The sequence below is a fragment of the uncultured Microbulbifer sp. genome, assembly GCF_947504145.1.
Classification (GTDB): domain Bacteria; phylum Pseudomonadota; class Gammaproteobacteria; order Pseudomonadales; family Cellvibrionaceae; genus Microbulbifer.
This window is the reverse complement of the sequence record NZ_CANNGQ010000004.1, coordinates 291,297-315,127: the sequence shown is the minus strand read 5'-3', so window position 1 is coordinate 315,127 and position 23,831 is coordinate 291,297. Positions and strand designations below refer to the sequence as shown.

Sequence of the window (23,831 nt, the reverse complement as noted above, 5' to 3'; positions counted from 1 at the left end):
CCGGGGCAACTCGGGCAAGTTTGGGTTAAACGGAGCGAAAAATGGAAAATCAAATTTTTCAGTTGCAGTACGCAATTGATACATTTTATTTCCTCGTGTGTGGTGCACTGGTCATGTGGATGGCAGCGGGCTTTGCCATGCTGGAAGCAGGCCTGGTGCGTTCTAAAAACACCACCGAGATTCTTACTAAAAACGTGGCGCTGTTCGCGATTGCGAGCACCATGTACCTGGTTAGCGGCTACGCCATCATGTACGACGGCGGCTGGCTGTTGAACGGTATCGGAGACTTCGACCTCGGTGGCGTACTCGCGGCATCTGCCGAAAACGGTTTCGAAGGTGATTCCGTGTACTCCGGCGCTTCCGACTTCTTCTTCCAGGTTGTGTTCGTTGCTACCGCAATGTCCATCGTATCTGGTGCGGTTGCCGAGCGCATGAAGCTGTGGAGCTTCCTGGTATTCGCCGTGGCCCTGACCGGCTTCATCTACCCGCTGGAAGGTAACTGGACCTGGGGCGGTGGCGATGTGTTCGGCCTGTACAACCTGGGCGACCTGGGCTTCTCCGACTTCGCCGGTTCCGGCATCGTACACATGGCCGGTGCTGCTGCAGCCCTGGCTGGCGTACTGCTGCTGGGCGCGCGTAAAGGCAAATACGGCCCGAATGGCGAAATCTACGCCATCCCCGGTGCCAACCTGCCACTGGCGACTCTGGGTACCTTCATCCTGTGGATGGGCTGGTTCGGCTTCAACGGCGGTTCCGTGCTGAAACTGGGCGATGCTGCCAGTGCACACTCCGTGGCCCTGGTATTCCTGAACACCAACGCAGCCGCCGCTGGTGGTGCAGTAGCCGCGTTGATTACCGGCCGCATTCTGTTCGGCAAAGCCGACCTGACCATGCTGCTGAACGGCGCACTGGCCGGCCTGGTAGCGATCACCGCTGAGCCTTCTACCCCGACTCCGCTGCAGGCAACCCTGTTCGGCGCCCTGGGTGGCATCCTGGTGGTCTTCTCCATCATCACCCTGGACAAGCTGCGCATCGACGATCCTGTTGGCGCCATCTCTGTGCACGGTGTGGTTGGTCTGCTGGGTCTGCTGCTGGTACCGGTTACCAACGACGGTTCCTCCTTCAGCGGCCAGCTGATCGGCGCTGCAACCATCTTTGCTTGGGTATTCTCCGCCTCCTTCGCAGTCTGGTTCGCCCTCAAGCTCATCACCGGTATCCGTGTTACCGAAGAAGAAGAGCAACAGGGTGTTGACTTGGCCGAGTGCGGAATGGAAGCTTATCCGGAATTTATGAGCAAGTAAGCGCTCATAAGATGGCCGCCGGTGCCAGGGAACAGTCCCCGCCGGCGGCAACATAATCTTCCGGCACCGGTTTTCGGGCCGGTGCCCGCAAGAAACATAATCAGGGGATAAGCGAATGAAATTGATTACGGCTGTAGTTAAGCCATTCAAACTGGACGACGTGCGCACCGCGCTGTCAGAGGTTGGCGTTCAGGGTATGACCGTTACTGAAGTAAAAGGCTTCGGTCGCCAGAAAGGTCACACCGAGCTGTACCGCGGCGCCGAATACGTGGTGGACTTTCTGCCCAAGGTAAAACTGGAACTGGCGGTGGACGACAGCATGGTCGACGGCGCCGTTGAAGCCATCACCAAAGCCGCGCAGACCGGCAAAATCGGTGACGGCAAAATCTTTATCACTGCGCTCGAAGAAGTCATCCGTATCCGCACCGGGGAAACCGGCAGCGAAGCGGTCTGATCAAAGAATCCGACACAGTGTTTTATGAGCCTCGCATTGCGGGGCTTTTTTGTGGCTGAAATTTGTGCAAATCGAGCAAGCTTTTCGAGTGGCGCGGAAAGTGTCTCGATGTTGTTAACGCCATCACAACACCGCCCAGAGTGCGTCGCTAAAAATTGCATAACCAAGCGCAATATATCGAGCAAAAATCGAACAAAAAAACTCTACCGAATTGGGGAACCTTTGCTGGCAGGCTCGTCAGACACTGCCTATAAATATTTCGCCGCAGGAAAGTTTCCGGCCGGCGGATCCGGTTTGCCGTTTTGCTTTGGCGCTACTGCCAAAATGAGTCTGCGATACAGATCTGCACAGCCCGCGCGGAGTAATCCGGGAAAAACTTCGCGGCAGCAGGGGTATTCCCTCTGTAACAAGGGGTATCAAGTTACAGGGTAAATTGACATGAAAGACGACCAGTCCAGCGCTCGTACGAAAGACACTGAGGATTTCGCAGAAGAGCGTACACTCTCCTCCCGCCATCGGGCCCGCAGCCAACTGACCGCCGAAGTCGAGGCTTTCCTCGCACGCGGTGGTGCCATCGATGAGGTGGCACCGGATGTCAGTGCGGATCCGCCGCGTAAGCCGCAGCCGAAGTACGGCAGTCGGCCCATCTGAGCGATTCAGACGGCAGGAATCTCTGGATACCGGTCCTAGGCCGGTATGGCGACAGTTTCGACGTCACCCCGGCCCAGGCCGGGGTCCAGTTCTCCCTTCTCTCCTTTTTCTACCCACTATCCCCAACCTCTCCTCCGGTCCCTACCGGCAGAATCAATCGTCGTCGGTTTTGTTCGCCCGCGGGTGGGCCTTGTCGTAGACCCGCGCCAGGTGCTGGAAATCGAGATGGGTGTAAATCTGTGTGGTGCTGATATCTGCGTGCCCGAGTAACTCCTGCACAGCGCGCAGATCGCCACTGGATTCGAGCATATGGCTGGCGAAGGAGTGGCGCAGCATGTGCGGGTGCACCCGCTGATCGGCACCGCCAGCGCGCGCCCAGTGGGCCAGGCGCTGTTGTACCGCGCGGTTGCCGAGGCGTCGGCCTTTGGCGCTGGTAAAGACCGGGTCTGCTCCCTGATCATCGGCGATGGTGGCAGGCGCCTGGTGGCGCCAGTCCTCCAGTGCGCGGCGGGCCTGTCGGCCTACCGGCAGCAGGCGGGTTTTGTTGCCCTTGCCGGTTACCCGGACTTCGCCACCGCGCAGATCCAGGTCTTCCCAGTTCAGTCCGGTCAGCTCCGACAGGCGCAGACCGCTGCTGTAAAAAAGTTCGAGAATGGCGGCGTCGCGCAGGGTGAGCAGGTCATTGCTGTCGCCAGTGTCTGTTTCTGATGCGCGCGGGCTTTCCACATATTGTGCCGCGGCATCCACATCCAGCAGCCTGGGCAGGGTTTTGGCGGCTTTTGGGGCGCGCAGCCCCTCCGCCACATTGGCTTTCAGCCATCCCTCGCGCACGCAGAAGCGCAGCAGAGTGCGCACGGCGGAGAGCCAGCGTTGCAGGCTTTTGGGGGAGAGGCCGCCGCGGTGCAGCTGGGCTAGCCAGCTGCGCAGGCGCATTTCGTCGAGCCGCTGCAGATCTGTCAGCTGCTCCCCATCTGCCAGGAGCTGCAGCTTGTCGAGATCGCGACGATAGGCGGCGAGGGTGTGCGGAGAGAGGTGTTTCTGCTGCAGGTGCAGCAGGAAGGCATCCGTTGCTGCGGCAAGCTGCACGGGGCTCAGCTCCGCGCCAGCAGGTCGGGCAACAGCCGCTCGAGGATTTCACCGATATAGGACAGGAACAGGGTGCCGAGGCTGGAGCGGTAGTGGTTGGGATCGCTGGAGCCGACCGCAAGGATACCCAGCTGGCCGGCCAGTGGTACCACCGCGGCGGAGGCGACCTTGTCTGCGTCTTTGCCGAACAGGTATGCGGTTTCCGTGGGGCGCAGGGTGCCACAAACGGTGCGCCCATTGCGCAGGATGGAGCCGATGGCGGTCTCGGCGCTGGTGCGGGCGCTGCTGCGCACGTCGCCCAGGTGTTTGCCCGAGCCGGGCAGGGGACCGAACAGAGTCAGTGCGGTGACATCTACGTTGAAATCGTCTTTGAAGCTTTTCAGCAGCGCCGCGCCGGCTTCGGCAACGGTGCGCGCTTCCAGCAGCGCCAGCACCAGACGGCGGCTGTGCATAAACAGCTGGTCGTTTTCACGCGCATTCTGCAGCAGCTGGTCGAGCCGCTGACGCATCTCGATATTGCGCTCGCGTAGCAGGTTGGTCTGGTGTGTCATCAGCGACACGGTCTTGCCAGATTCGCGGGGCAGCTGGATGCTTTCCAGCAGCTCCATGTTGTCGGCAAAAAAATTGGGGTTCTGGACCAGGTAGCGGGCCACCTGTCGCGACAGTAGTTTCTTGTTGCGCTGGTTTTCGCTGTCGGCGGCTTCCTGTCGGTCCAGGTTGGCCTCGACGTTGCTATCGAGCAGGGGGGCGTCGCTGTGATCGGTCATTGTTCTTTTCGGCTGCTTCCAGAATTGGTGCTCAGAGTGCTATCTGTCCGTGATATACCGCGGTGGCGGATCCAGTCATGGTAACCGGCTCTCCGGGCCCCGGCCAGTGGATTGTCAGGGTGCCTCCGGGCAGGGTGATCTGCAGTTCCTCGTCCACCAGCCCGCGCAGGCGCGCGGAAACCATGGCGGCACAGGCGCCGGTACCGCAGGCGCGGGTCTCGCCCACGCCCCGTTCCCACACCCGCAAACGGGCTTTGCCGCGGTCTTCAATCTGCAAAAAGCCCACATTCACCTTGGCGGGGAAGCGCGGGTGGCATTCGATTGCCGGGCCGAGGCTGTCGACGGGCGCGTTGAAGACATCTTCCACCAGCAGGACTGCGTGGGGATTGCCCATGGATACGGCGCCAATGTTGTAGGTTTCCCCGTCGACCACCAGCGGATAAGTCTCCGCTTGAATATCTGCTTCAAACGGAATCTGTGCGGGCTCCAGCACCGGTGCGCCCATCTCCACGCTGACCTGGTCCGCGCCCTGGACATTCAGCGCCAGGGTGCCAGCGGCGGTTTCCACCAGGATTTTTTCCTTGCTGGTCAGGCGGCGCTCGCGCACGAAGCGGGCGAAACAGCGCGCGCCGTTACCGCAGTTTTCCACTTCGCTGCCGTCGGCATTGTAGATGCGGTAGCGGAAATCCAGGTCCGGGTTGCGCGGCGCTTCTACCAGCAACAGCTGGTCGCAGCCGATACCGGTGTGGCGATCGGCGATCTGGCGGACTTTTTCCGGCGACAGCTTCACCCGTTGGGTGATGCCATCGACCATGACAAAGTCGTTGCCGAGGCCGTGCATTTTGGTGAATTTAAGCCGCATGAGTCGGTTCCGTTAATCGTTCGCGGGCACGGTGGATTCGCCGCGCACCAGGTCTGCGAGGCTTTCCCGTTCGCGTACGAGATAGGTTTTGTCGCCGTCCACCAGCACTTCCGCCGCGCGGGTACGCGAGTTGTAGTTGGAGCTCATGGTAAAACCATACGCGCCGGCAGACAGCATCGCCAGCAATTGGCCCTGTTCGAGTACCAGTGGGCGGTGCTTGCCGAGGAAGTCACCGGTTTCGCAGACGGGGCCGACGATATCCCAGCTCTCGGTGGTGCCATTGGATGGAGTGACGGCAACGATATCCTGCCACGCCTGGTACAACGCCGGGCGCAGGTTGTCATTCATGGCTGCGTCAACGATGGCAAAGTTATGCTCTTCGGTGCGCTTCAGATATTCCACGCGGGTCAGCAGTGCGCCGCCGTTGGCGGAAATCGAGCGGCCCGGCTCCAGCACCAGCGCCAACTCGCGCCCGGCCAGCTTTTCCTTTACCGCACCCAAATAGTCACTCACCTCGGGGGGCTCTTCACCGCGGTAGCGCACGCCCAGGCCGCCGCCCAGATCTAGATGTTTCAACGTGGTGCCATCTTCGGCGAGCTGATCGATCAGCGCCAGCAGTCGGTCCAGTGCATCGAGGAACGGATTGATCTCGGTCAGCTGAGAGCCGATATGGCAGTCCACGCCTACCGCGTCGAGGTGATTGGACGCGGCAATTTTGTGATACACCTCGGGGGCGCGCTCGATGGCGATCCCAAATTTGTTTTCCTTGAGCCCGGTCGAAATATACGGATGGGTATTGGCGTCCACGTCCGGGTTTACCCGCAGGGAGACCGGGGCCACTGTGCCGATCTCCGCCGCGACGGCTTCCAGCCGATCCAGCTCGGACTCGGATTCGACGTTGAAGCAGTGCACTCCGACTTCCAGCGCACGCCGCATTTCCTCTGCGGTTTTACCCACGCCAGAGAAAACCACTTTGGCGGGATCGCCGCCCGCAAGTAACACCCGCTCCAGTTCACCGGCAGAGACAATATCAAAGCCCGCGCCCAGTTGTGCCAACACAGACAGAATGCCCAGATTGCTGTTGGCTTTAATGGCGTAACAGATCAGGCCGGGGTGATCCCCCAGTGCATCCGCATAGGCTTGGTACTGACGTTCAAAGTGTGCCCGGCTGTACACATAAGTGGGGGTGCCGAACTGTTTGGCAATCTGCTCGAGGTTCACGCCCTCGGCCCACAGGCTTCCCTGCTGGTAGTGGAAATCGTTCATTTGGAGACTGCTTCTGCTTCCGTGTGTTGCTGTGATGAATTCTTCTCGTCGCTGTTGCTGTGCGGCTCGGTGGTCGCACCCGGTTGCGGGGCGGTGGGCGTGCGGGGTGCAGAACTGCTGCTGGAGGGTGCCGGAGCGGCCGGATCCTGTGGCAGATACAGCGGACCTTTTTGACCGCAGCCGGCCAGAGCGCCGGTGAGGGCGATTGACAGGGCAGCGGACCAGGCCAGGGAAGTCGTTGGGTTGCGCATCGGTTTTCCTGCCGCAAAGTGCGGTACGAGAAGACTGGAAAAGCCTGCTAGTATAGCGACCCGAGCCTTTTAGCAACACAGTAACAGACGAAACCAGAATATGACCCAGGCCGCCTCTCAAACCGCCTACAACGCCGCCATCGAAGAAACGCTGATCGCCATCGAGGACGCCCTCGACAACTGCGAGGTGGATATGGATTACGAGCGCGCGGATGCAGTGTTGACGATTACTCTGGAAGACAAGGGTACCCAGGTGATTCTGTCGCGCCAGAGCGCTGTGCAGGAGCTGTGGGTGGCTGCCCGTTCTGGCGGCTATCACCTGAGCTTTGACGATTCCGGAAACAAAGTCGGCTGGAAATGCACCACCACTGGCGAAGATCTGCCGACCTTGCTGGACCGGGTACTGACCGAGCAGCAGGGCGCCCCGGTTACTCTCGACTTTTAATCCCGCTACCTCGGATTCCAGTACCTTTGTAGGAGCCTGCCTGCAGGCAGATTCCTACAGGGTTATCCCTCCCAGCTCTCCCTGCTTTTTCGCGCTGCAGATGGTCTCGTGACCAGCTGCGTAGCTCCGTGTCTCAAAAACCATTGGCAACCAGCGAGTATGGTGCTAATTTGATATCAAATTGATGTCATTATTGGTGTGGGAGGAGGAGTTCTGATGATCAAGGAAAAACGCGCCTTTACGGTGAGTGGATACGCCATGCTGGTTGTGCTGCTGGCACTGCAATTGCTGACCATCGCAATGCTGGTGTGGAGCCTGAAAGCGCAGCAATTTGGCGCCGCGGCGGGGTGCGGGGTAGCGATATTCATCGTCGCTTTCTGTTGGCACGGGCTGTTTATGGTGGCCCCGAATCAGGGAAAAATTCTGCAGCTGTTCGGCAAGTATGTAGGCACAGAACACACCACTGGCTTGCGCTGGACCAACCCGCTGATTTTCAAGCGCACGCCTATTTCCCTGCGGGTGCGCAATTTCGAGAGTGGCAAGCTGAAGGTGAATGACGCCAATGGCAACCCGGTCGAGATCGCCACGGTGGTGGTATGGAGAGTGGTGGATTCTGCGGAAGCCTATTTCGAAGTGGACGACTACGAGAGCTTTGTCACCATCCAGAGTGAGGCGGCACTGCGCAACGTGGCCAACGAATATCCCTACGACAACCACAGCGACGAGGCCATCTCCCTGCGCGGGGACCCGGTAAGCATCGCGGAAAAAATACGCGATCAAGTGCAGGAGCGCCTGGGGCGTGCGGGTATTCAGGTGATTGAAGCGCGCATCAGCCACCTGGCGTACGCACCGGAAATCGCTCAGGCGATGTTGCGCAAACAGCAGGCCGGTGCAGTACTCGCTGCACGCAAGCTGATTGTGCAGGGTGCGGTGGAAATGGTGACCGATGCCATTTCGACGCTGGCAGATTCTCACCAGCTGGAGTTGGATGAAGAGCGCAAGGCGAATATGGTGAACAACCTGATGGTTGTCATCTGCGGCGAGCAGCAGGCACAACCCGTCATCAACAGTGGCAGTCTTTACTGATTTGTTTTAATCAACATGGCAAAAAAGAAAGCGTTCCCCCTGCGTATCAACGAGCAGGTACTGGCCGCAATGCAACGCTGGGCGGACGACGACCTGCGCAGTGTGAACGCGCAGATCGAATATGTATTGCGGGATGCGCTGGTGCAGTCCGGGCGGGTGAAGCTGGTACAAAAGGTGGTGACTGAGGTTCAGGACAAGGATGCTGATTCCAAGGAAACCTGATGTGGCCGAAAAATGTCAGCGGGCTCTGCGGCCCGCTGACAGCAGCGTCTATCGGGCTTCGATCAACGTGCGCGCACGCGCACTGGCGGCGCGCACCTGATTCGGCGCGGTACCGCCAATATGATCGCGGGCGGCGACGGAGCCTTCCAGGGTGAGCACATCGAACACATCGTCGCCAATCACATCGGAAAATTTCTGTAATTCTTCCAGGCTCAGATCGGACAGGTCGCAATCCTTTTCAATCGCGAACGCCACGGACTGGCCGACAATTTCGTGGGCATCGCGGAAGGCCACGCCTTTGCGCACCAGGTAATCGGCGAGGTCGGTGGCGGTGGAGAATCCTTTGCCGGCAGCGGCGAGCATGTTTTCTTTCTTCGGCTTCAGCGCCGGGGCCATATCGGCGAAGGCGCGCAGGCAGTCGAGTACGGTGTCGGCGGCGTCGTAAAGCGGTTCTTTGTCTTCCTGGTTGTCCTTGTTGTAGGCCAGCGGCTGGCTCTTCATCAGGGTCAGCAGGGCGATCAGGTGGCCGTTGACGCGACCGGTCTTGCCGCGCACCAGCTCCGGCACGTCCGGGTTTTTCTTCTGTGGCATGATTGAGGAGCCGGTGCAGAAACGGTCTGGCAGGTCAATAAAGTCGAACTGGCTGGAGGTCCACAGTACCAGCTCCTCACTGGCGCGGCTGAGATGGGTCAGCAGCAGCGCGGAGAAGGCGCAGAATTCGATGGCGAAATCGCGGTCGCTCACGGAATCCAGGGAATTCTCGGTGGGGGCGTCAAAGCCCAGCAGCTCGGCGGTGCGCGCGCGATTGATCGGGTAGCTGGTGCCAGCCAGCGCCGCGGCACCCAGCGGGGAGCGGTTGACGCGTTTGCGGCAGTCCATCAGGCGCTCGTAATCCCGGGTCAGCATCTCGTTCCAGGCCAGCAGGTGATGGCCGAAGGTGACCGGCTGGGCGCTCTGCAGGTGGGTAAAGCCGGGCATGATCGTATCGGCTTGTTGCTCTGCCAGGTCCACCAGGCCGGTCTGCAGGCGAGTCAGCTCACCGGCAATCAGGTCGATACGGTTGCGCAGCCACAGGCGGATGTCGGTAGCGACCTGGTCGTTGCGCGAGCGGCCGGTGTGCAGCTTCTTGCCGGTGGCGCCGATGCGATCGGTCAGGCGCGCCTCGATATTCATGTGCACGTCTTCCAGCGCTACAGACCAGGGGAATTCCCCGGCTTGGATCTCTTCGGCGATATCCTTGAGTCCGCCCTCTATCTGGCTGAACTCGTCACCCGTCAGTACACCCACTTCCGACAGCATCTGTGCGTGGGCCAGTGAGCCCTGGATGTCCTCCAGCGCCATACGCTGGTCGAACATGACCGAGGCGGTAAAGCGCTCCACGAACGCATCGGTGGCTTCGCTGAAGCGGCCGCCCCAGAGTTTTGCGGCGGGATTTTGTGCATTATCGGTGGAGGAGTTGTCGTTGCTCATGCTGCCTCGGGTCTGAATGGGAAACGGGTCATGTTTGTCGCTGGAACTGGACCGGGGATGGCGGTATCTTTTGATGCCAAGCACTATCTCCGGACATCAAGGTATCCGGGCTATGTCTCGAGAATAAAGATAACGTGGTATGACATCTTCCCGGCCCGCGCAAGCGGCGGGCATTATAGCGCAGCAAATTCGCGAAATTGCCCCCGATGGCAAAGATTCTGCGCGCCTGCCCGATAGTGCCGGCGACATCACTCCCGCACCTTTCCTCCCCGACCTGTGTAGCGTGACTGGCGTGGCCGCCCTGGTTCTTATGGGGGAGCTGCTGGCGCTGGTGCTGGTACTCGCTACCGATGGTTTGAACCCCTTCAACTGGCAGCGCCTGGGACTGGTGTCGCTCACGGTGCAGTGGGTGATCCTGCCGTCCGCCGCTCTCCTGTGCCGCCTGCGCCCCTTTCTCGCGCGACTCTCCCACAAAATCGCGGCGGCGCTGAGTTTTGCCACGGTACTGGCGGTGCTGGCGACGGTACTGTCTGCCCAGCACTGGTGGGCGGCGGATATGGCGGGCACCGCCATCGACTACTGGGCGCTGTTGGCGAATCTGCTGGTAGGTGCCATCTGTGCAGGGGTAGTGCTGCGCTACGCCTATGTGCAGCAGCAGTTGCACAACCAGCAGCAGGCGGAGCTGGGTGCGCGGATCGAGGCATTACAATCGCGCATTCGCCCACATTTTCTTTTTAACAGCATGAACAGTCTCGCCAGCCTGATTGCGGTGGACGCCGAGCGTGCGGAAAAACTGGTAGAAGATCTGTCGGCTTTGTTTCGCGCATCACTGGCGGACTCGAAAATGGTGCCGCTGGAGCAGGAAGTTGCGCTGGCAAAACGTTATATGGAAATTGAATCTCTGCGTCTCGGGGATCGGTTGCAACAAGTGTGGCATCTGGACGAGTTTCCCGCGCAGGCGCAACTGCCTTCGATGCTACTGCAACCGCTGCTGGAAAATGCCGTACTGCACGGCGTAGCCCGGTTGCGTGCCGGTGGCAAAATTGAAATTTCGATTCGCGAAGTCCCAGCGCAAAATAAATTAAAACGTCGTCAAAATGTCATTGGCGGCAGCGCGCGTGAACTGCTATTGTCGATTCATAACCCTGTTAAAGATTCTGCAGCAAACCCTGAGACAGACGAGTACCGCAATGCCCATGTGGACCGTGTTCATACGGGCCATGGTATGGCGATGGAAAATATTCGCCAGCGTCTCAGCGCGTTCTACGGTGACCGCTTCCGTTTTACCGCGGAGCAACACGGTAACGAGTACCGTGTGGAATTGCGGCTACCCATGAGCGCCCATGCGCAAACCAGAACAACTGAGCCAGTAGCAACCCCAGTTGCCGCGGTAAAAAACGCCGTAAAAACAGAGGTGGCCCAATGAGTGCTGCCGAACGCCCACTGGGGGTGTTGATCGTCGATGACGAACCACTGGCGCGGGCCAGATTGGCCCGACAGTTGCAGTCTATTGATGGTTGCCAACTGCTGGGAGAAGCTGCCGATGGGGAAAGCGCGTTACAACAGCTGGATTCACTCGACCCGGACCTGCTGTTACTGGATATCGAAATGCCCGGAGAAAACGGGCTCCAACTCGCCACCCAAATCACCAACCGACCCAACCCGCCTGCGATCATATTCTGCACCGCCCACGACGAGTTTGCGCTCCCTGCCTTTGCGGTTGCTCCATCGGGTTACCTGCTCAAGCCCGTCAATGTGGAACAACTGGCACAGGCGATTGCCCAGGCGCGAAGACTGAGCAAACCGCAACTACTGCAAACCGAATCAAACAGTCCAACCGCCAGCAGCGGCCGCCGCCAGATCAAAGCGGTGAGCCGCCGCGGTGTACAGCTGATTGATGTGGATGATATCCGCTGCTTTATCGCCGAAGACAAATACGTCATCGCCCACCACAGTGGGGGTGAGACGGTGCTGGATGAATCCCTGAAAGAACTGGAGGCGGAGTTCGGTGAACGCTTTGTGCGGGTTCATCGCAGCGCGATTGTGGCCCGCGAATACATCACCGCGCTGGTGCGCAACGGTTCCGGCCGCCACTACATACATTTGCGCGGGGTGACGGCAGCACCAGAGGTGAGCCGCCGGCTGCTATCCCGGGTAAAATCCCTGTTACAGCAGGTGGAAACCGTTTAAGAATTCGCACATAAGCAATATAAGGATTTTGTTATAGCTTGACCCTGTTAAGTTATTTTTAGGCTATGCCTGAGGTGCTTACAATCGATGGTCATCAGGGGTCGGGAAGACCCTGAAACCAACGAATAAAGGCTGGTAGAAAAATAACGGGTACCGACTATGGCGAAATTCACGCGCAGTGCGCGCAACCTGAGCTGGCTGATTGTGGCTGGTGGCCTGGCGTTGTCTGGCATCGGTTGCGCGGAGTCTAAAGAAACCGGAAGTGATGACGGCCACAGTGGTCACGACGCACCGCTGGCCATCGATGATAAATGGGTGGCACGGCTTAACGGCCTGAACCCCGATCGCACCCCGCCGGATCCCTCCCCTGCAGACTACGGGTTGGACACCCAGACCGGTGTCTTCACCCATCCCGTCGCCACGCGCGATTCCCACGACCGCAAACCCTTCGATGGCATTCTCGATTACTGGGATACCAATCAGTACATCAAGAATATGAAGGTCGAGGCGTACTATCCCATCACCGTCGAGCCCTTCCACACCTGGCAGAACATCGTCGACTTCGATGGCCGCCGCTACCTGTATCAGTACGTGCGTCGGGATCTCAAAATCTTCGATATTACCAACCCCAAAGACGTACAGCTGCTGCTGACCCGCGGCCACACCTGGGGTGCCAATGGCCCGGATGAAAAAGCGCAGAACCCCATGGAAGAGGGGGAGATGTTCGGTGCTGCCAGCATCCAGTGGAACAGCGAGTTGGGCAAATACATCATGGTGCAGGGCTATGAGATCCGCCGTTTCGGCCTGCTGAAAGACAAGCGCCGCCAGCCGGACAAGGTCGCCGCCATTCGCAACGCCAATCACCTAAAAGGCTTTAAGGTCTACGAGATGAACGGCCCCATGCCGGAAGACTGGAAGCTGATTGCCGAGCGCACCACCGGTATCAACAATCCCGACGCCCCCATCGGCCAGCAGCAGGGTTCCGGCGTGCGCGACCTGCCGGCCTATTTTGGCGGTGACTTTATGTTTGTGGCGGCGGCGCCGGATGCCAGCTATGCGCTGACGGAATACCCCAACGACCTGTATTCCGCGGGCTACCAGTCCTGGGATATGTCCGATCCATCGAATCCGAAATTCCTGCAGCAGTTGACGGTGCCGGGGCAGATTGCGTTCGACCCGGAACACGAAGCGGCGTACAAGCAAAACCCCCGTGCCGGTAACCGCACTTCCTGGATGGGTGCGCGTATGTCCCTGTTTATCCCCACACCGCCGGAAGAGGGCGGCAAATACGGCTACGCCGCCATGGGCGGGTTGGGCTTTTACGTGGTGGATATTTCCGATCCCGCACAGATGAAAATCGTCAGCCACCTCAATTTCGAGCCCAGTGTGGCCGGCACCGAGGGCGACTTTATCGATGTCTCCCAGGTGGAGAAAACCGGCATTGTTTACTTCAGTGGCTATCCGCTGAATGAGGATTGCTGGGAACCCTACAAAGACGTGCACATGATTGACGTGAGTGATCCTACCGCACCGAAAAAAATCGGCGTGCTGCCGCGCCCGCCCGCGCCGGAAAACGCACCGTTTAGTGATTTCTGTCAGCGCCGCGGCAGTTTTGGGCCAAAGCGTACCGGCTATTACACCCAGCCCGGGGAGCCCCGCGACGGTATTCTGCCGTTCAACTTTTACAACGCCGGTCTGCAGATTTTTGACGTGAGTGATGTGGAAAATCCGGAAATCGTTGCCTACTTTGTGCCGCCGTTTAATACCGAGCGCGTGGCGAGCTATGCCCGCGGCAATCTCTCCCACAGCGTGTATGTGGAATACGATCGCAATATTTTCTGGCTGTTCACCAACCACGGTTTCTATGCGCTCTCGAGCCCGGTACTGGGCGAACCGAGCTTTGCCGCACCGGAAAAACCCTGGCCGCCACGGGATTAACGAGGTACATGAAATGACTGTTGCAACCGCACAGAACATCACTACAGAAATAACATTTGCCGATTGCGAGCAAATGGATGCGCGGGATCCCCTGCGCCACTTTCGCGCGGAATTTGAATTGCCGGAAGATACCATCTACCTGAATGGCAATTCCCTCGGCGCCATGCCGGCCCGCGCGCTGGCCCAGGCGCGCAACACCGTGATCGATCAATGGGGAAAGGATCTGATTCGCAGCTGGAATACCCACGGCTGGTTCCAGATGGCGGAGACCCTGGGAGACCGCCTGGCGCCCCTGATCGGCGCCGACGCCGGCGAAGTGGTGTTGACCGACTCCACCGGCATCAACCTGTTCAAGGTGCTGGCCGCGGCGCTGAAACTACAGGCTGAGCGCGCGCCGGAGAAAACGCGGATTGTGATGGAAGGCAGCAACTTTCCCACGGACAACTACACCGCCCAGGGGCTGGTGGAACTGCTCGGTAGCAAGCACGAAATAGTCTTTGCCGAAGAAGAGGAAATCGCCCGCGCTATCGACGAGCGGGTGGCCGTGGTGTGCCTGACCCAGGTGCATTACAAATCCGGCCGGGTACTGGATATGCAGGCAATTACCGAGAAGGCGCACAACTGTGGCGCGCTTGCCATCTGGGATCTGTGCCACAGTGCCGGTGCCATGCCGGTGGCGCTGAACGATTGCGCAGCGGATTTTGCGGTGGGCTGCACTTACAAATACCTGAACTGCGGCCCTGGTAGCCCCGGTTTTATTTTTGCTGCCAAGCGCCATCAGGGGCAAACGCAGCAGCCGCTTACCGGCTGGTGGGGTCACGCCGCACCCTTTGCGTTTGAGCGGGATTACCGCCCGGCTGCGGACATTCGCCAGATGCTGAGCGGCACCCAGCCGATTGTCAGCCTTGGCCTGTGTGAGGTCGGTCTGGATATTGCCACCCGCGCCGATCTGCAACAGGTGCAGCAAAAATCCCGCGCCCTCGGCGACCTGTTTATCCGCTTGCTGGACGAGCAGTGTGCAGAGTTTGGTTTTGAGGTCATCAGCCCGCGGGATGCCAGTCGCCGCGGCAGCCAGGTGGCGGTCGCGCACCCTGAAGGCTACGCCATCATGCAGGCGCTGATTGCGCGCAATATTGTTGGCGATTTTCGTGCGCCGGACGTGATGCGTTTTGGTTTCAGTGCGCTCTACGTCAGCTACCTCGACGTGTGGAATACCGTGCAGGCCCTGCGCCATATCATGCGCGACGAGCTCTGGCAGAACCCGGTGTATCAGCAGCGCCATGCGGTGACCTGATGCGCCCGGTAACCCGAACGTAACCCGATACGCAGAAAAATAAATACAACAATAACGCAAAGAGTACGAGCCCATGTCCATCACTTCGACGGCAAGTAACACCGCTGCGGTTTCCACCGGGCAAACGGCAGGCAGAGACCAGTGGGGCTCACGCATGGGCTTTCTGCTCGCCGCTGTGGGGTCCGCCGTAGGGTTGGCGAATATCTGGCGCTTCCCCTACGCGGCCGGTAGCGGCGGCGGTGGTGCCTTTGTGTTTGTGTATCTTGTGGCCACCTTTTCCATCGTACTGCCGGTTTTGATTGCCGAACTGTTGGTGGGCAGGCGCGGACAGTTGAGTCCACCCAATGCCATCGCTCGGGTCGCGAAAGAGGCGGGGGTTTCCAGTCGCTGGCGCTGGATGGGCCTTGCCGGTGTTGTCGCGGCGATTTTGATTTTTTCCTTCTATATCGTGGTGGGCGGTTGGACCCTGAGTTACGTCGCCAAGTCCGCCAGTGGCAGCCTGCATGGGCTGGATGCTACAGGCATTGCCGCCACCTTTGATGGGCTCAATGCCAATGCCTGGGAACTGTTTGCCTGGGCCAGTGCGTTTCTGTTGCTGACCGTGTCGGTATCCGCCCGGGGTGTTTCCGGCGGTATTGAAAAACTGGTGCGGCTGTTGATGCCGCTGTTGTTTCTGATGTTACTGGGTATGGTGATCTACGCCGGTGTTACCGGAGATTTCCGCAGTGCCTGGACATTTCTGTTTACCGTGGACTTTTCCAAGCTCAACAGCCAGGTGGTGATGGATGCGATCGGGCAGGCGTTTTTCTCTATCGGGGTTGGCATTACCAACCTGATGGCTTACGGCTCCTACCTGAATCGCAAGGCTTCCATTCCCCGCTCGTCGGTGGCCATCGTCAGTGCGGATACCGCTGTGGCACTGCTCGCCGGTATGGCGATATTCCCGATTATTTTTGCCAGTGGTATGAGCCCGAGCGGAGGCCCAGGGCTGGTATTTATGGCATTGCCTCAGGCGTTCGGGCAGATGCCGGCAGGCGCACTGGTCGGAGGCCTGTTTTTCCTGCTGCTGTTTTTTGCCGCACTGACCTCGGCGGTTTCGATGATGGAGTGCTCGGTGGCCTGGCTTGGGGAAAAGCTGAAGATCACCCGTGCCAAGGCCGCGCTGGTCTCAGGCGGATTGAGCTGGGGGCTGGGAGTCCTGTCGGTGCTTTCGTTCAATGGGCTGGCTGATTTCCATCCCCTCGGGTTTATTCCCGCTCTGGAAGGAAAAACTTTCTTCGATCTGTTCGATTATTTTGTTTCGAACCTGATCATGCCCCTGTGTGCCGTGCTCGTTGCGTTGTTTGTTGGCTGGCGTCTGCCGGTGTGGTTGACCCGGGATGAATTTTCCGGCGACGAAAAGCACAGTGAGGCCGGGTTCCGCTACTGGCACTTCCTATTGCGCTATGTGACACCGATCGGATTATTGGCAGTATTTGTGGTTGCCATCTCTTCCTGAATTGAAAAGCCGCTGTTGCCAGCGGCTTTCGTGTTTTTCTCAAGGCAAATTGTAGCTGGAAATGAATGCGTGAGATTTCGCAGAAAATTCAGCTATAACAATAAAACAATAATAAGACCGGAAAATATTATTTTTATCGGATAGAAGCCTGCCCTAAGGTGAAAACATCAGTTGCGACTCAACCGTTGCGACCGATAGTTTCGGGCCAGGAGTTAGGGCCCCAAGAGATAAAAATAAACCCGACGAGGGCAATCTCCATGAAGGAAGTTCTATCTATCCGACCGCTTGCACTGGCAATGGCTGCAGTCAGCGGCAGTCTGGCGCCGACAGTCTTTGCGCAGGCGGAAAATCCGCAGAGCTACGGCATTGAGGAAGTTACGGTAACCGCACGGAAACGGGAAGAATCCCTGCAGGACATCCCGGTGGCGGTCTCCGCCATGGGTGCGGACGATATGCGCGAAAAAGGTGTCCAGTCCATCGAGGATATGGCCGGCCGTGTACCCGGTTTCCAGATCAATATGTTCAGCAATTCCGAGCCGGATATTTTTATGCGCGGCATCGGTACCGATATTGAAAGTGCCGGCGCCGCCGGTGCCATCGGTGTGTTCGTAGACGAGGTGTATATTTCCCGCGGCGCCGGTGTGACCGCAGATTTGTTTGACCTGCAGCGGGTGGAAATCCTGCGCGGCCCTCAGGGCACGCTTTACGGCAAGAACGTAGTGGGTGGGGCCATCAGCTACGTCACCGCGCGTCCACAGCAGGAATTTTCCGCCCTGGCGGAAACCACCCTCGGCACCTACGGCCAGACCGAGCTGCGCGGGTACGTTACCGGCGGCCTGAGTGACAACCTAGCGGCGCGCGTCTCCGTCAGCGGCCGCAAGCGCGATGGCTACGCGGAAAATACCTATACCGGAAACGATATTGAAACCCTGGATAACAGCTCCATTCGCGCACAGCTGAGTTGGGATCTGAGCGATAGCGTCAACGCACTGCTGAGCCTCGACCAGTACCGCAGTGAATCCACCGCGCGCTGGCGCCATATGAGCATCGTCTCCGAGTGGAATGCGCCCTTCCAGAATGACGACCCGCGCAAGGGTCCCAACAACGAGGACGGTGTCGAGAAGGGCGATGGCAAGGGTGCTTCCCTGCGGGTGGAATGGCAGGGGGATAACCTGACGCTTACCTCGCTCACCGCCTACCGGGAAAACGATTCCTACTTCAAGGAAAACTCCGCGGGCACCTTCTACGATTTTTCCAAATCCGAATTTGAAAACCCGGACGATTACTACGTGCAAACCAAGCACGAGGTCAACGATCAGTTCTCCCAAGAGCTGCGCCTGTCCGGTAGCAGCGACAAGCTCAACTGGGTGGCCGGACTCTACTATTTACAGGAATCCATCGAGCGCAATGAACTGGCGGATTTCGTGTTCTATTTCCCCGAGTGGTACTGGGTGATGGAAGGGGAAGACGGCAACCGTTCCGCCAGCGACAATGTGAGCACCGCAGCCTTCTCACAGGTAACCTACGACTTCAATGACCAGTGGAGTCTCACCGGTGGCCTGCGCTGGAGCCAGGACGAAAAAGATTTTTCCGCTTCCCACTGGGGTATCCCACTAAATGGCGAACCCTTCCAGGACCCCTGGCAGAACCCGGGTAACGTGGAAACCAATGCGGGCAGCGCCGAGGATAGCTTCGGTGCGGTCACCAAAATGGCCACGGTGAATTACCGCCCGGCCGAAGACGTATTACTGTATGGCACCTATTCCGAGGGCTATAAGAGTGGTGGCTGGAACGGTGAAAATGCGCTGTCACCGGCGGACGTGGCCATTGGCTTTGATGAAGAGTTTGCCGATAACCACGAACTGGGCATCAAGTCCCGCTGGCTCGACAACCGCCTGCAGTTAAACGGCGCGCTGTTTGTTGCCCTGTACGACGATCAGCAGATCCAGCAGCTGGTGCGCGAGGGCAATGCGCCCCCCAGTTATCAGATCGCCAATGCCGACGCCCGTGCACGCGGCCTGGAGCTGGAATTCGTGTATATGCCGCTGGAGGCGCTGACCCTGTCCGGCAGCTACGGCTACCTGGATTCCGAGTTCACCTCCAATCTGGATATCGATGGTGAAAACCTCAAGGGCAACAAGACCGCGCGCTCACCGGAGCACAGCTATAACCTGAGCGCGGTTTACGCCTGGGATCTGGCGAATATCGGTGAACTGAATGCGCGACTGGATTACCGCTGGCAGGATGAGTTCTTCTTCGACAACGATAACAACCCGCTCACCCATGTCGATGCGCAATACACGCTGGATGGCAGTATTGCGCTGTTCAGTGCGGACGGGCGTTGGGACGCGAAGCTGTGGGGAAAGAATCTCACTGATGAACTGAATGTGGCCTCGGTGTCGGAAATTTTTGGCACCGTGTTTGCGGGCTATCAGGCGCCGCGCACCGTGGGCGTTACTGGGGCCTGGCACTTCTGATGGTAAAAATTATTGTTTGTCTGTTCTCTTAACTTGAAGAAAGTTTTAGGCGGTCACTGACCGCCTCTTTTCTTTCACCAATTCGATTTCAATCATGTTCAGCGGCCACCTCGCGCAGTTTGTCCAGCAGGTAATTTGCCGCCGGCGACAGGGTGCGCCCCTCGCACAGGCTGATGCCGATCGGCCCCGGGCTGATATTCAGGGTTACCGGCAGTCGCTGCAGCAGTCCGTCTTTTTCATAGAAACGCACCACCTGGTCCGGCATCACCGAAATCATGTCGGTTTCTTCCAGCAGGGTGCGGTTGGCGAGAATGGATACCGACTCCACCGCGCGCACCGGTGATTCGATGCCGGCCTCGCGCAGTGCCTCGTCCACTTCCTGACGCAGGTGGGTGGTTTGCGGTGGCAGTATCCACTCGTAGTCCAGCAGGTCCTGCAGGGTAATTTTCTTATTCTTCGACAGCGGATGGCCGTTGCGCGCGGCGAAGACCACCGGCTCGTGATACAGCACCTCACTGTTTAACCCGTCTCCCTGTGCTCCGCGGGGAAGCCGGCCGACGACAAAATCAATATCGCCGATACGCAAACCAGAAGACAGGCTGTCAAAGGTGCGCTCCAGAATATGGATGGAGACGTTCGGGCACTCTTTTTTCAGACGGGCGATGGCGATGGGCAGCAGAGTGGCGCTGGCGGCGAGCAGGGTGCCCACAGTTACGCGGCCCACGAGCCCGCCGTGCAGGGAGGCGAGCTCTTCGCTGGCACCTTTTACCTGGGCCAGAATCAATTTGGCGTGACGGATCAGGATGTCGCCATACAGGGTGGGGGTAACACCGCGGGAGGAGCGTTCAAATAGCTCTACTTCCAGATCTTTTTCCAGCTCGCGGATGGTTTTAGTGGCCGCGGGCTGGGCCATGTTCAGTGCCTGTGCGGCCTTGAAAATATTGCGCTGCTCGTTGACCGTCACCAGCAACTTCAGGTGTCTGAATTTGAGCCGCGCCATCAGTGTGCGTTCGAATTTTTCCGGCGTCATGGTGGGCTGGGCCTCTTTGTTTTCGGAGGACGACGGTGTCGCCAACGGTGAAGTCGGGTAAAAATTTACTATATCGTTTTTTATATATCCAGACACAAAAACATTATTTTTCTATTATGTCTGGCCCTCGTAAAGTGGTCCCATCGAATAACAAATTGCAGCCACCGGCAGACGCCCGGACCGGCAGCGGGATCAGTGTCAGAGGGGGTAGCGATGACCCAGGCCATACCACATGCCGGCGGACGGCTGCGCAATTTTATCGGCGGTGCCTTCCGCGATAGCGAGCACACCTTTGCCAACATCAACCCGGTGGATGGCAGCGAAATCAATCGCGTATGCCGCGCCAGCCGCAGTGACGTGGACGGCGCGGTCGACGCCGCGCGCCAGGCGCTGCAAGGCGATTGGGGCACTATGTCTGCTGCTCAGCGCGCGGTCGTCCTGCACCGGGTCGCCGATGGCATCGAGGCGCGTTTTGATGAGTTTGTCGCGGCGGAAATGGCCGATACCGGCAAATCCCTGCAGCAGGCGAGCAGCATCGATATCCCCCGCGGTGCAGCCAATTTCCGCATCTTTGCCGATTTGCAGAAGTCCCGCGCCACCGAGTGTTTTCACACCGCCACCGACGACGGGCGCGGTGCGCTCAACTACGCGGTAGACAAACCCCTGGGCGTGGTGGCGGTGATCGCCCCCTGGAACCTGCCACTGCTCCTGCTGACCTGGAAGCTGGCCCCGGCCATGGCCGCGGGTAACGCGGTGATTGCCAAGCCCTCGGAAGAAACGCCGGCCACTGCCACCTTGCTCGCGGAGGTGATGCGCGATGCCGGTGTGCCGGCGGGTGCCTTCAACCTGGTACACGGCTTCGGACCCGGCTGCACCGGCGAGTGGATTACCAGCCACAGCGGTGTGGATGCCATCACCTTTACCGGCGAATCCAAAACCGGCTCGGCGATCATGCGCGCCGCCGCCGACGGAGTGAAACCCATTTCCTTTGAACTGGGTGGCAAAAACGCGGCGCTGATCTTTGCCGACTGCGATTTTGACGCAGCGGTTGAGGGCACCGCGCGCTCGGTATTTACCAATGGCGGCCAGGTGTGCCTGTGTACCGAACGGGTGTACGTTGAGCGCAAAATATTTCCGCAGTTTGTGGCCGCACTGAAACAGAAAGCCGAGGCACTGAACATTGGCTGGCCGCAAGATGCGGACACGGACATGGGGCCGCTGATTTCCCACAAGCACCGCGACAAGGTGCTGTCGTTTTTTTCCAGTGCCCGCGCCGACGGCGCCGAGGTGATCACCGGTGGCGATATTCCAAAGTTTAACGATACCCGTGATAGCGGCGCGTTTGTGCAACCGACGATTTTCACCGGCTTGCCGGAAACGGCCGACATAGTGCGCAAGGAAGTCTTCGGCCCGGTGTGCCACATCGCACCGTTTGACAGCGAAGAAGAGGCAATTCAACTCGCGAATAATACTGACTACGGTCTCGCCGCCACCGTGTGGACCGACAACCTGCAGCGCGCGCACCGGGTGGCCGGCGTCATGGATGTGGGGATTGCCTGGGTCAACACCTGGTACCTGCGCGATCTGCGCACGCCGTTTGGCGGCGTAAAGCTGTCGGGCATCGGCCGCGAGGGCGGCGCCCACTCACTGAGCTTTTATTCAGAACCGATGAATATCTGTATCAAGTTGTAATTCAGAGGATCGGATTGGGAGATCGGACATGATGTTGAAGACCGACAAAATCGAAATCGTGGCAAAACAGCTGCGCCAAGCCGCTGCCAGCGGCAAACCCTGCGCACCGGTGCGCAGCCTGTTGCCAGACGGCGATATCGAAATGGCCTACAAGGTACAGGCGATCAACGCCCAGCACGGACGCGACAGTGGCCGCCGGGTATGCGGCTACAAGATCGGTCTGACGTCGCCAGTGGTGCAACAGCAACTGGGCGTGAATCAGCCGGATTTCGGCGTGTTGTTTGCGGATATGTGCGTAGCGGATTCCGGTGAGATTCCGCTAAATGCGGTACTGCAACCCAAAGTAGAAGTGGAAGTGGCGCTGGTACTGGAGCGCGATCTGGACATGGAAATGCCCACGGTGACCGATCTGATTCGCGCGACGGCCTTTGTGCTGCCGGCGATCGAAGTGGTGGGCAGCCGGGTACAGAACTGGGATATCAGCATCGTCGATACCATTGCGGATAACGCATCGTCGGGCCTGTATGTGCTGGGTAACTCGCCGAAAAAACTCGACGGCCTGGATCTTTCCCTGTGTGGCATGACCTTGCGCCGGGCCGGTGAGCCGGTGTCCACCGGTGTGGGTCGCGCGTGCCTCGGCCACCCGCTGAGTGCTGCCGCCTGGCTGGCGCGCACCCTGGTCAAACTGGGGGAACCGCTGCTGGCCGGCGACGTACTGTTAACCGGCGCACTGGGGCCCATGGTCAACGTCAACCCCGGCGACCGTTTCGAGGCGCGAGTATCCGGCCTCGGCAGCGTCAGTGTGGGCTTCGCCGCGGCCTGATGGCCCGCGGTAGTAAAAAGGGGAATAACATGAATGCCTCAGCAAATACCGACCGAGAAAACATCGAACCCGGCACGCGGATAGCCGTCGCCATTATCGGCTCCGGCAATATCGGCACCGATCTGATGATCAAGATATTGCGCACTTCACAGGTGCTGGAGATGGCCGCGTTGGTGGGTATCGACCCGGACTCCGATGGTCTCGCCCGCGCCCGCCGCCTCGGTGTTGCCACCACCAGTGACGGCATCGACGGGCTGGTAAACATGCCGGAATTTTCCCGTGTAAAAATCGTGTTCGATGCCACTTCCGCCGGCGCGCACAAAAAACACAACGAAATACTCACGGCCCACGGCAAACGGGTGGTCGACCTTACCCCCGCGGCCGTCGGCCCCTATACCGTGCCGGTGGTGAATATGCAGGAAAACCTGCAGGCCCCCAATGTGAATATGGTGACCTGCGGCGGCCAGGCGACCATTCCGGTGGTGGCGGCAATCGCCAGCCAGGTACCGGTGCACTATGCGGAAATCGTCGCGTCCATTTCCTCGCGTTCTGCGGGCCAGGGTACCCGCGCGAATATCGATGAATTTACCGAGACTACCTCGCGGGCCATTGAGCAACTGGGTGGCGCGCGCCGCGGCAAGGCGATCATCATTCTCAATCCGGCAGAGCCGCCCATGTTGATGCGCGATACGGTGCTGGTGCTGAGCGAATCCGGCGAGCGCGAAAAGATTGCTGCTGCGGTGGAAGATATGGTCGCGCGGGTGAGCACCTATGTACCCGGCTACCGCCTCAAGCAGGCGGTGCAGTTCGAAGAAATTCCTGCGGAGGCGCCGGTCAATATTCCCGGGCTGGGTGCCGTGAGTGGTCTGAAAACCACGGTGTTTTTGCAGGTGGAGGGCGCTGCCCACTATCTGCCGGCCTACGCGGGCAATCTCGACATCATGACATCCGCGGCGCTGGCCACGGCGGAACAGATGGCACTGCACGGGGTGGCGACACAATCCCTGCAGCCGCAACCGGTGTGAGGC

Annotated in this window: 22 protein-coding genes; 15 read left to right on the top strand and 7 right to left on the bottom strand. The window is 59.1% G+C overall.

Annotation, left to right across the window (positions count from 1 at the left end; translation table 11 throughout):
- Window positions 1-41 precede the first annotated feature (41 nt).
- The 3 genes from Q1A74_RS14635 (at window position 42) to Q1A74_RS14625 (ending at window position 2,406) form a co-directional block, all read left to right on the top strand.
- On the top strand, window positions 42-1,301 hold the full coding sequence (locus Q1A74_RS14635) for an ammonium transporter (protein ID WP_299597755.1): 1,260 nt from the start codon (window positions 42-44) through the stop codon (window positions 1,299-1,301).
- Between the two features lie 115 nt (window positions 1,302-1,416).
- Window positions 1,417-1,755: a P-II family nitrogen regulator gene (locus Q1A74_RS14630; protein WP_067084464.1), complete on the top strand. Its 339-nt coding sequence runs from the start codon at window positions 1,417-1,419 to the stop codon at window positions 1,753-1,755.
- Between the two features lie 438 nt (window positions 1,756-2,193).
- The gene (locus Q1A74_RS14625) at window positions 2,194-2,406 is read left to right on the top strand and encodes a hypothetical protein (RefSeq protein ID WP_299597740.1); all 213 of its coding nucleotides are present in this window, start codon (window positions 2,194-2,196) and stop codon (window positions 2,404-2,406) included.
- 153 nt (window positions 2,407-2,559) lie between these two features.
- On the opposite strand, the gene xerC is transcribed toward Q1A74_RS14625, so the two are convergent.
- Genes xerC through Q1A74_RS14600 form a run of 5 tightly spaced genes read right to left on the bottom strand, consistent with a single transcriptional unit; the run spans window position 2,560 to window position 6,638 of the window.
- Window positions 2,560-3,492: a tyrosine recombinase XerC gene (gene xerC / locus Q1A74_RS14620; RefSeq protein WP_299597737.1), complete on the bottom strand. Its 933-nt coding sequence runs from the start codon at window positions 3,490-3,492 to the stop codon at window positions 2,560-2,562.
- A 5-nt stretch (window positions 3,493-3,497) separates the two neighbouring features.
- On the bottom strand, window positions 3,498-4,259 hold the full coding sequence (locus tag Q1A74_RS14615; protein WP_299597734.1) for a DUF484 family protein: 762 nt from the start codon (window positions 4,257-4,259) through the stop codon (window positions 3,498-3,500).
- Window positions 4,260-4,290: 31 nt separating this feature from the next.
- The gene (gene dapF / locus Q1A74_RS14610) at window positions 4,291-5,121 is read right to left on the bottom strand and encodes a diaminopimelate epimerase (protein WP_299597731.1); all 831 of its coding nucleotides are present in this window, start codon (window positions 5,119-5,121) and stop codon (window positions 4,291-4,293) included.
- A gap of 12 nt (window positions 5,122-5,133) precedes the next feature.
- Entirely contained in the window at window positions 5,134-6,387 is a 1,254-nt protein-coding gene (gene lysA / locus Q1A74_RS14605; RefSeq protein WP_299597728.1) for a diaminopimelate decarboxylase, read from the bottom strand.
- Entirely contained in the window at window positions 6,384-6,638 is a 255-nt protein-coding gene (locus Q1A74_RS14600) for a lipoprotein (protein ID WP_299597725.1), read from the bottom strand. Before Q1A74_RS14600 ends, lysA begins: the two co-directional genes overlap by 4 nt.
- 100 nt (window positions 6,639-6,738) lie before the next feature.
- Between Q1A74_RS14600 and cyaY the strand changes: the two genes are divergently transcribed.
- The 3 genes from cyaY to Q1A74_RS14585 all read left to right on the top strand — a co-directional run bounded on the left by cyaY (window position 6,739) and on the right by Q1A74_RS14585 (window position 8,391).
- A complete protein-coding gene (gene cyaY, locus Q1A74_RS14595) occupies window positions 6,739-7,083 on the top strand; it encodes an iron donor protein CyaY (protein ID WP_299597723.1) in 345 nt (114 codons plus the stop codon).
- A gap of 216 nt (window positions 7,084-7,299) precedes the next feature.
- Entirely contained in the window at window positions 7,300-8,169 is an 870-nt protein-coding gene (locus tag Q1A74_RS14590; protein ID WP_299597721.1) for an SPFH domain-containing protein, read from the top strand.
- Window positions 8,170-8,184: 15 nt separating this feature from the next.
- Window positions 8,185-8,391: an Arc family DNA-binding protein gene (locus tag Q1A74_RS14585; RefSeq protein WP_299597719.1), complete on the top strand. Its 207-nt coding sequence runs from the start codon at window positions 8,185-8,187 to the stop codon at window positions 8,389-8,391.
- Window positions 8,392-8,439: 48 nt separating this feature from the next.
- Here the strand turns inward: Q1A74_RS14585 and argH are convergent, their stop codons facing one another.
- The gene (gene argH / locus Q1A74_RS14580; RefSeq protein ID WP_299597687.1) at window positions 8,440-9,861 is read right to left on the bottom strand and encodes an argininosuccinate lyase; all 1,422 of its coding nucleotides are present in this window, start codon (window positions 9,859-9,861) and stop codon (window positions 8,440-8,442) included.
- Between the two features lie 139 nt (window positions 9,862-10,000).
- On the opposite strand from argH, the gene Q1A74_RS14575 reads away from it, so the two are divergent.
- From Q1A74_RS14575 to Q1A74_RS14550, 6 genes are all read left to right on the top strand, one after another.
- Complete coding sequence (locus Q1A74_RS14575; RefSeq protein ID WP_299597685.1) at window positions 10,001-11,287, top strand: sensor histidine kinase; 1,287 nt, start codon at window positions 10,001-10,003, stop codon at window positions 11,285-11,287.
- A gap of 17 nt (window positions 11,288-11,304) precedes the next feature.
- Window positions 11,305-12,051: a LytTR family DNA-binding domain-containing protein gene (locus Q1A74_RS14570; RefSeq protein ID WP_299598389.1), complete on the top strand. Its 747-nt coding sequence runs from the start codon at window positions 11,305-11,307 to the stop codon at window positions 12,049-12,051.
- 159 nt (window positions 12,052-12,210) lie between these two features.
- Complete coding sequence (locus Q1A74_RS14565; RefSeq protein WP_299597683.1) at window positions 12,211-13,989, top strand: hypothetical protein; 1,779 nt, start codon at window positions 12,211-12,213, stop codon at window positions 13,987-13,989.
- Between the two features lie 13 nt (window positions 13,990-14,002).
- Window positions 14,003-15,283, top strand: a complete 1,281-nt coding sequence (gene kynU, locus Q1A74_RS14560; RefSeq protein ID WP_299597681.1) for a kynureninase — start codon at window positions 14,003-14,005, stop codon at window positions 15,281-15,283.
- 73 nt (window positions 15,284-15,356) lie between these two features.
- Window positions 15,357-16,781 (top strand): sodium-dependent transporter, encoded by a 1,425-nt coding sequence (locus tag Q1A74_RS14555; RefSeq protein WP_299597679.1) that lies wholly within the window; start codon window positions 15,357-15,359, stop codon window positions 16,779-16,781.
- A 257-nt stretch (window positions 16,782-17,038) separates the two neighbouring features.
- The gene (locus Q1A74_RS14550; protein ID WP_299597677.1) at window positions 17,039-19,258 is read left to right on the top strand and encodes a TonB-dependent receptor; all 2,220 of its coding nucleotides are present in this window, start codon (window positions 17,039-17,041) and stop codon (window positions 19,256-19,258) included.
- Between the two features lie 88 nt (window positions 19,259-19,346).
- Here Q1A74_RS14550 and Q1A74_RS14545 read toward each other — a convergent pair whose 3' ends face one another.
- Complete coding sequence (locus Q1A74_RS14545) at window positions 19,347-20,288, bottom strand: LysR substrate-binding domain-containing protein (RefSeq protein WP_299597675.1); 942 nt, start codon at window positions 20,286-20,288, stop codon at window positions 19,347-19,349.
- Between the two features lie 213 nt (window positions 20,289-20,501).
- On the opposite strand from Q1A74_RS14545, the gene Q1A74_RS14540 reads away from it, so the two are divergent.
- Genes Q1A74_RS14540 through Q1A74_RS14530 form a run of 3 tightly spaced genes read left to right on the top strand, consistent with a single transcriptional unit; the run spans window position 20,502 to window position 23,828 of the window.
- Entirely contained in the window at window positions 20,502-21,980 is a 1,479-nt protein-coding gene (locus Q1A74_RS14540) for a 2-hydroxymuconic semialdehyde dehydrogenase (protein WP_299597672.1), read from the top strand.
- 28 nt (window positions 21,981-22,008) lie between these two features.
- A complete protein-coding gene (mhpD, locus tag Q1A74_RS14535) occupies window positions 22,009-22,803 on the top strand; it encodes a 2-keto-4-pentenoate hydratase (protein WP_299597669.1) in 795 nt (264 codons plus the stop codon).
- 29 nt (window positions 22,804-22,832) lie between these two features.
- A complete protein-coding gene (locus tag Q1A74_RS14530; protein WP_299597666.1) occupies window positions 22,833-23,828 on the top strand; it encodes an acetaldehyde dehydrogenase (acetylating) in 996 nt (331 codons plus the stop codon).
- The last annotated feature ends 3 nt before the right edge of the window (window positions 23,829-23,831 follow it).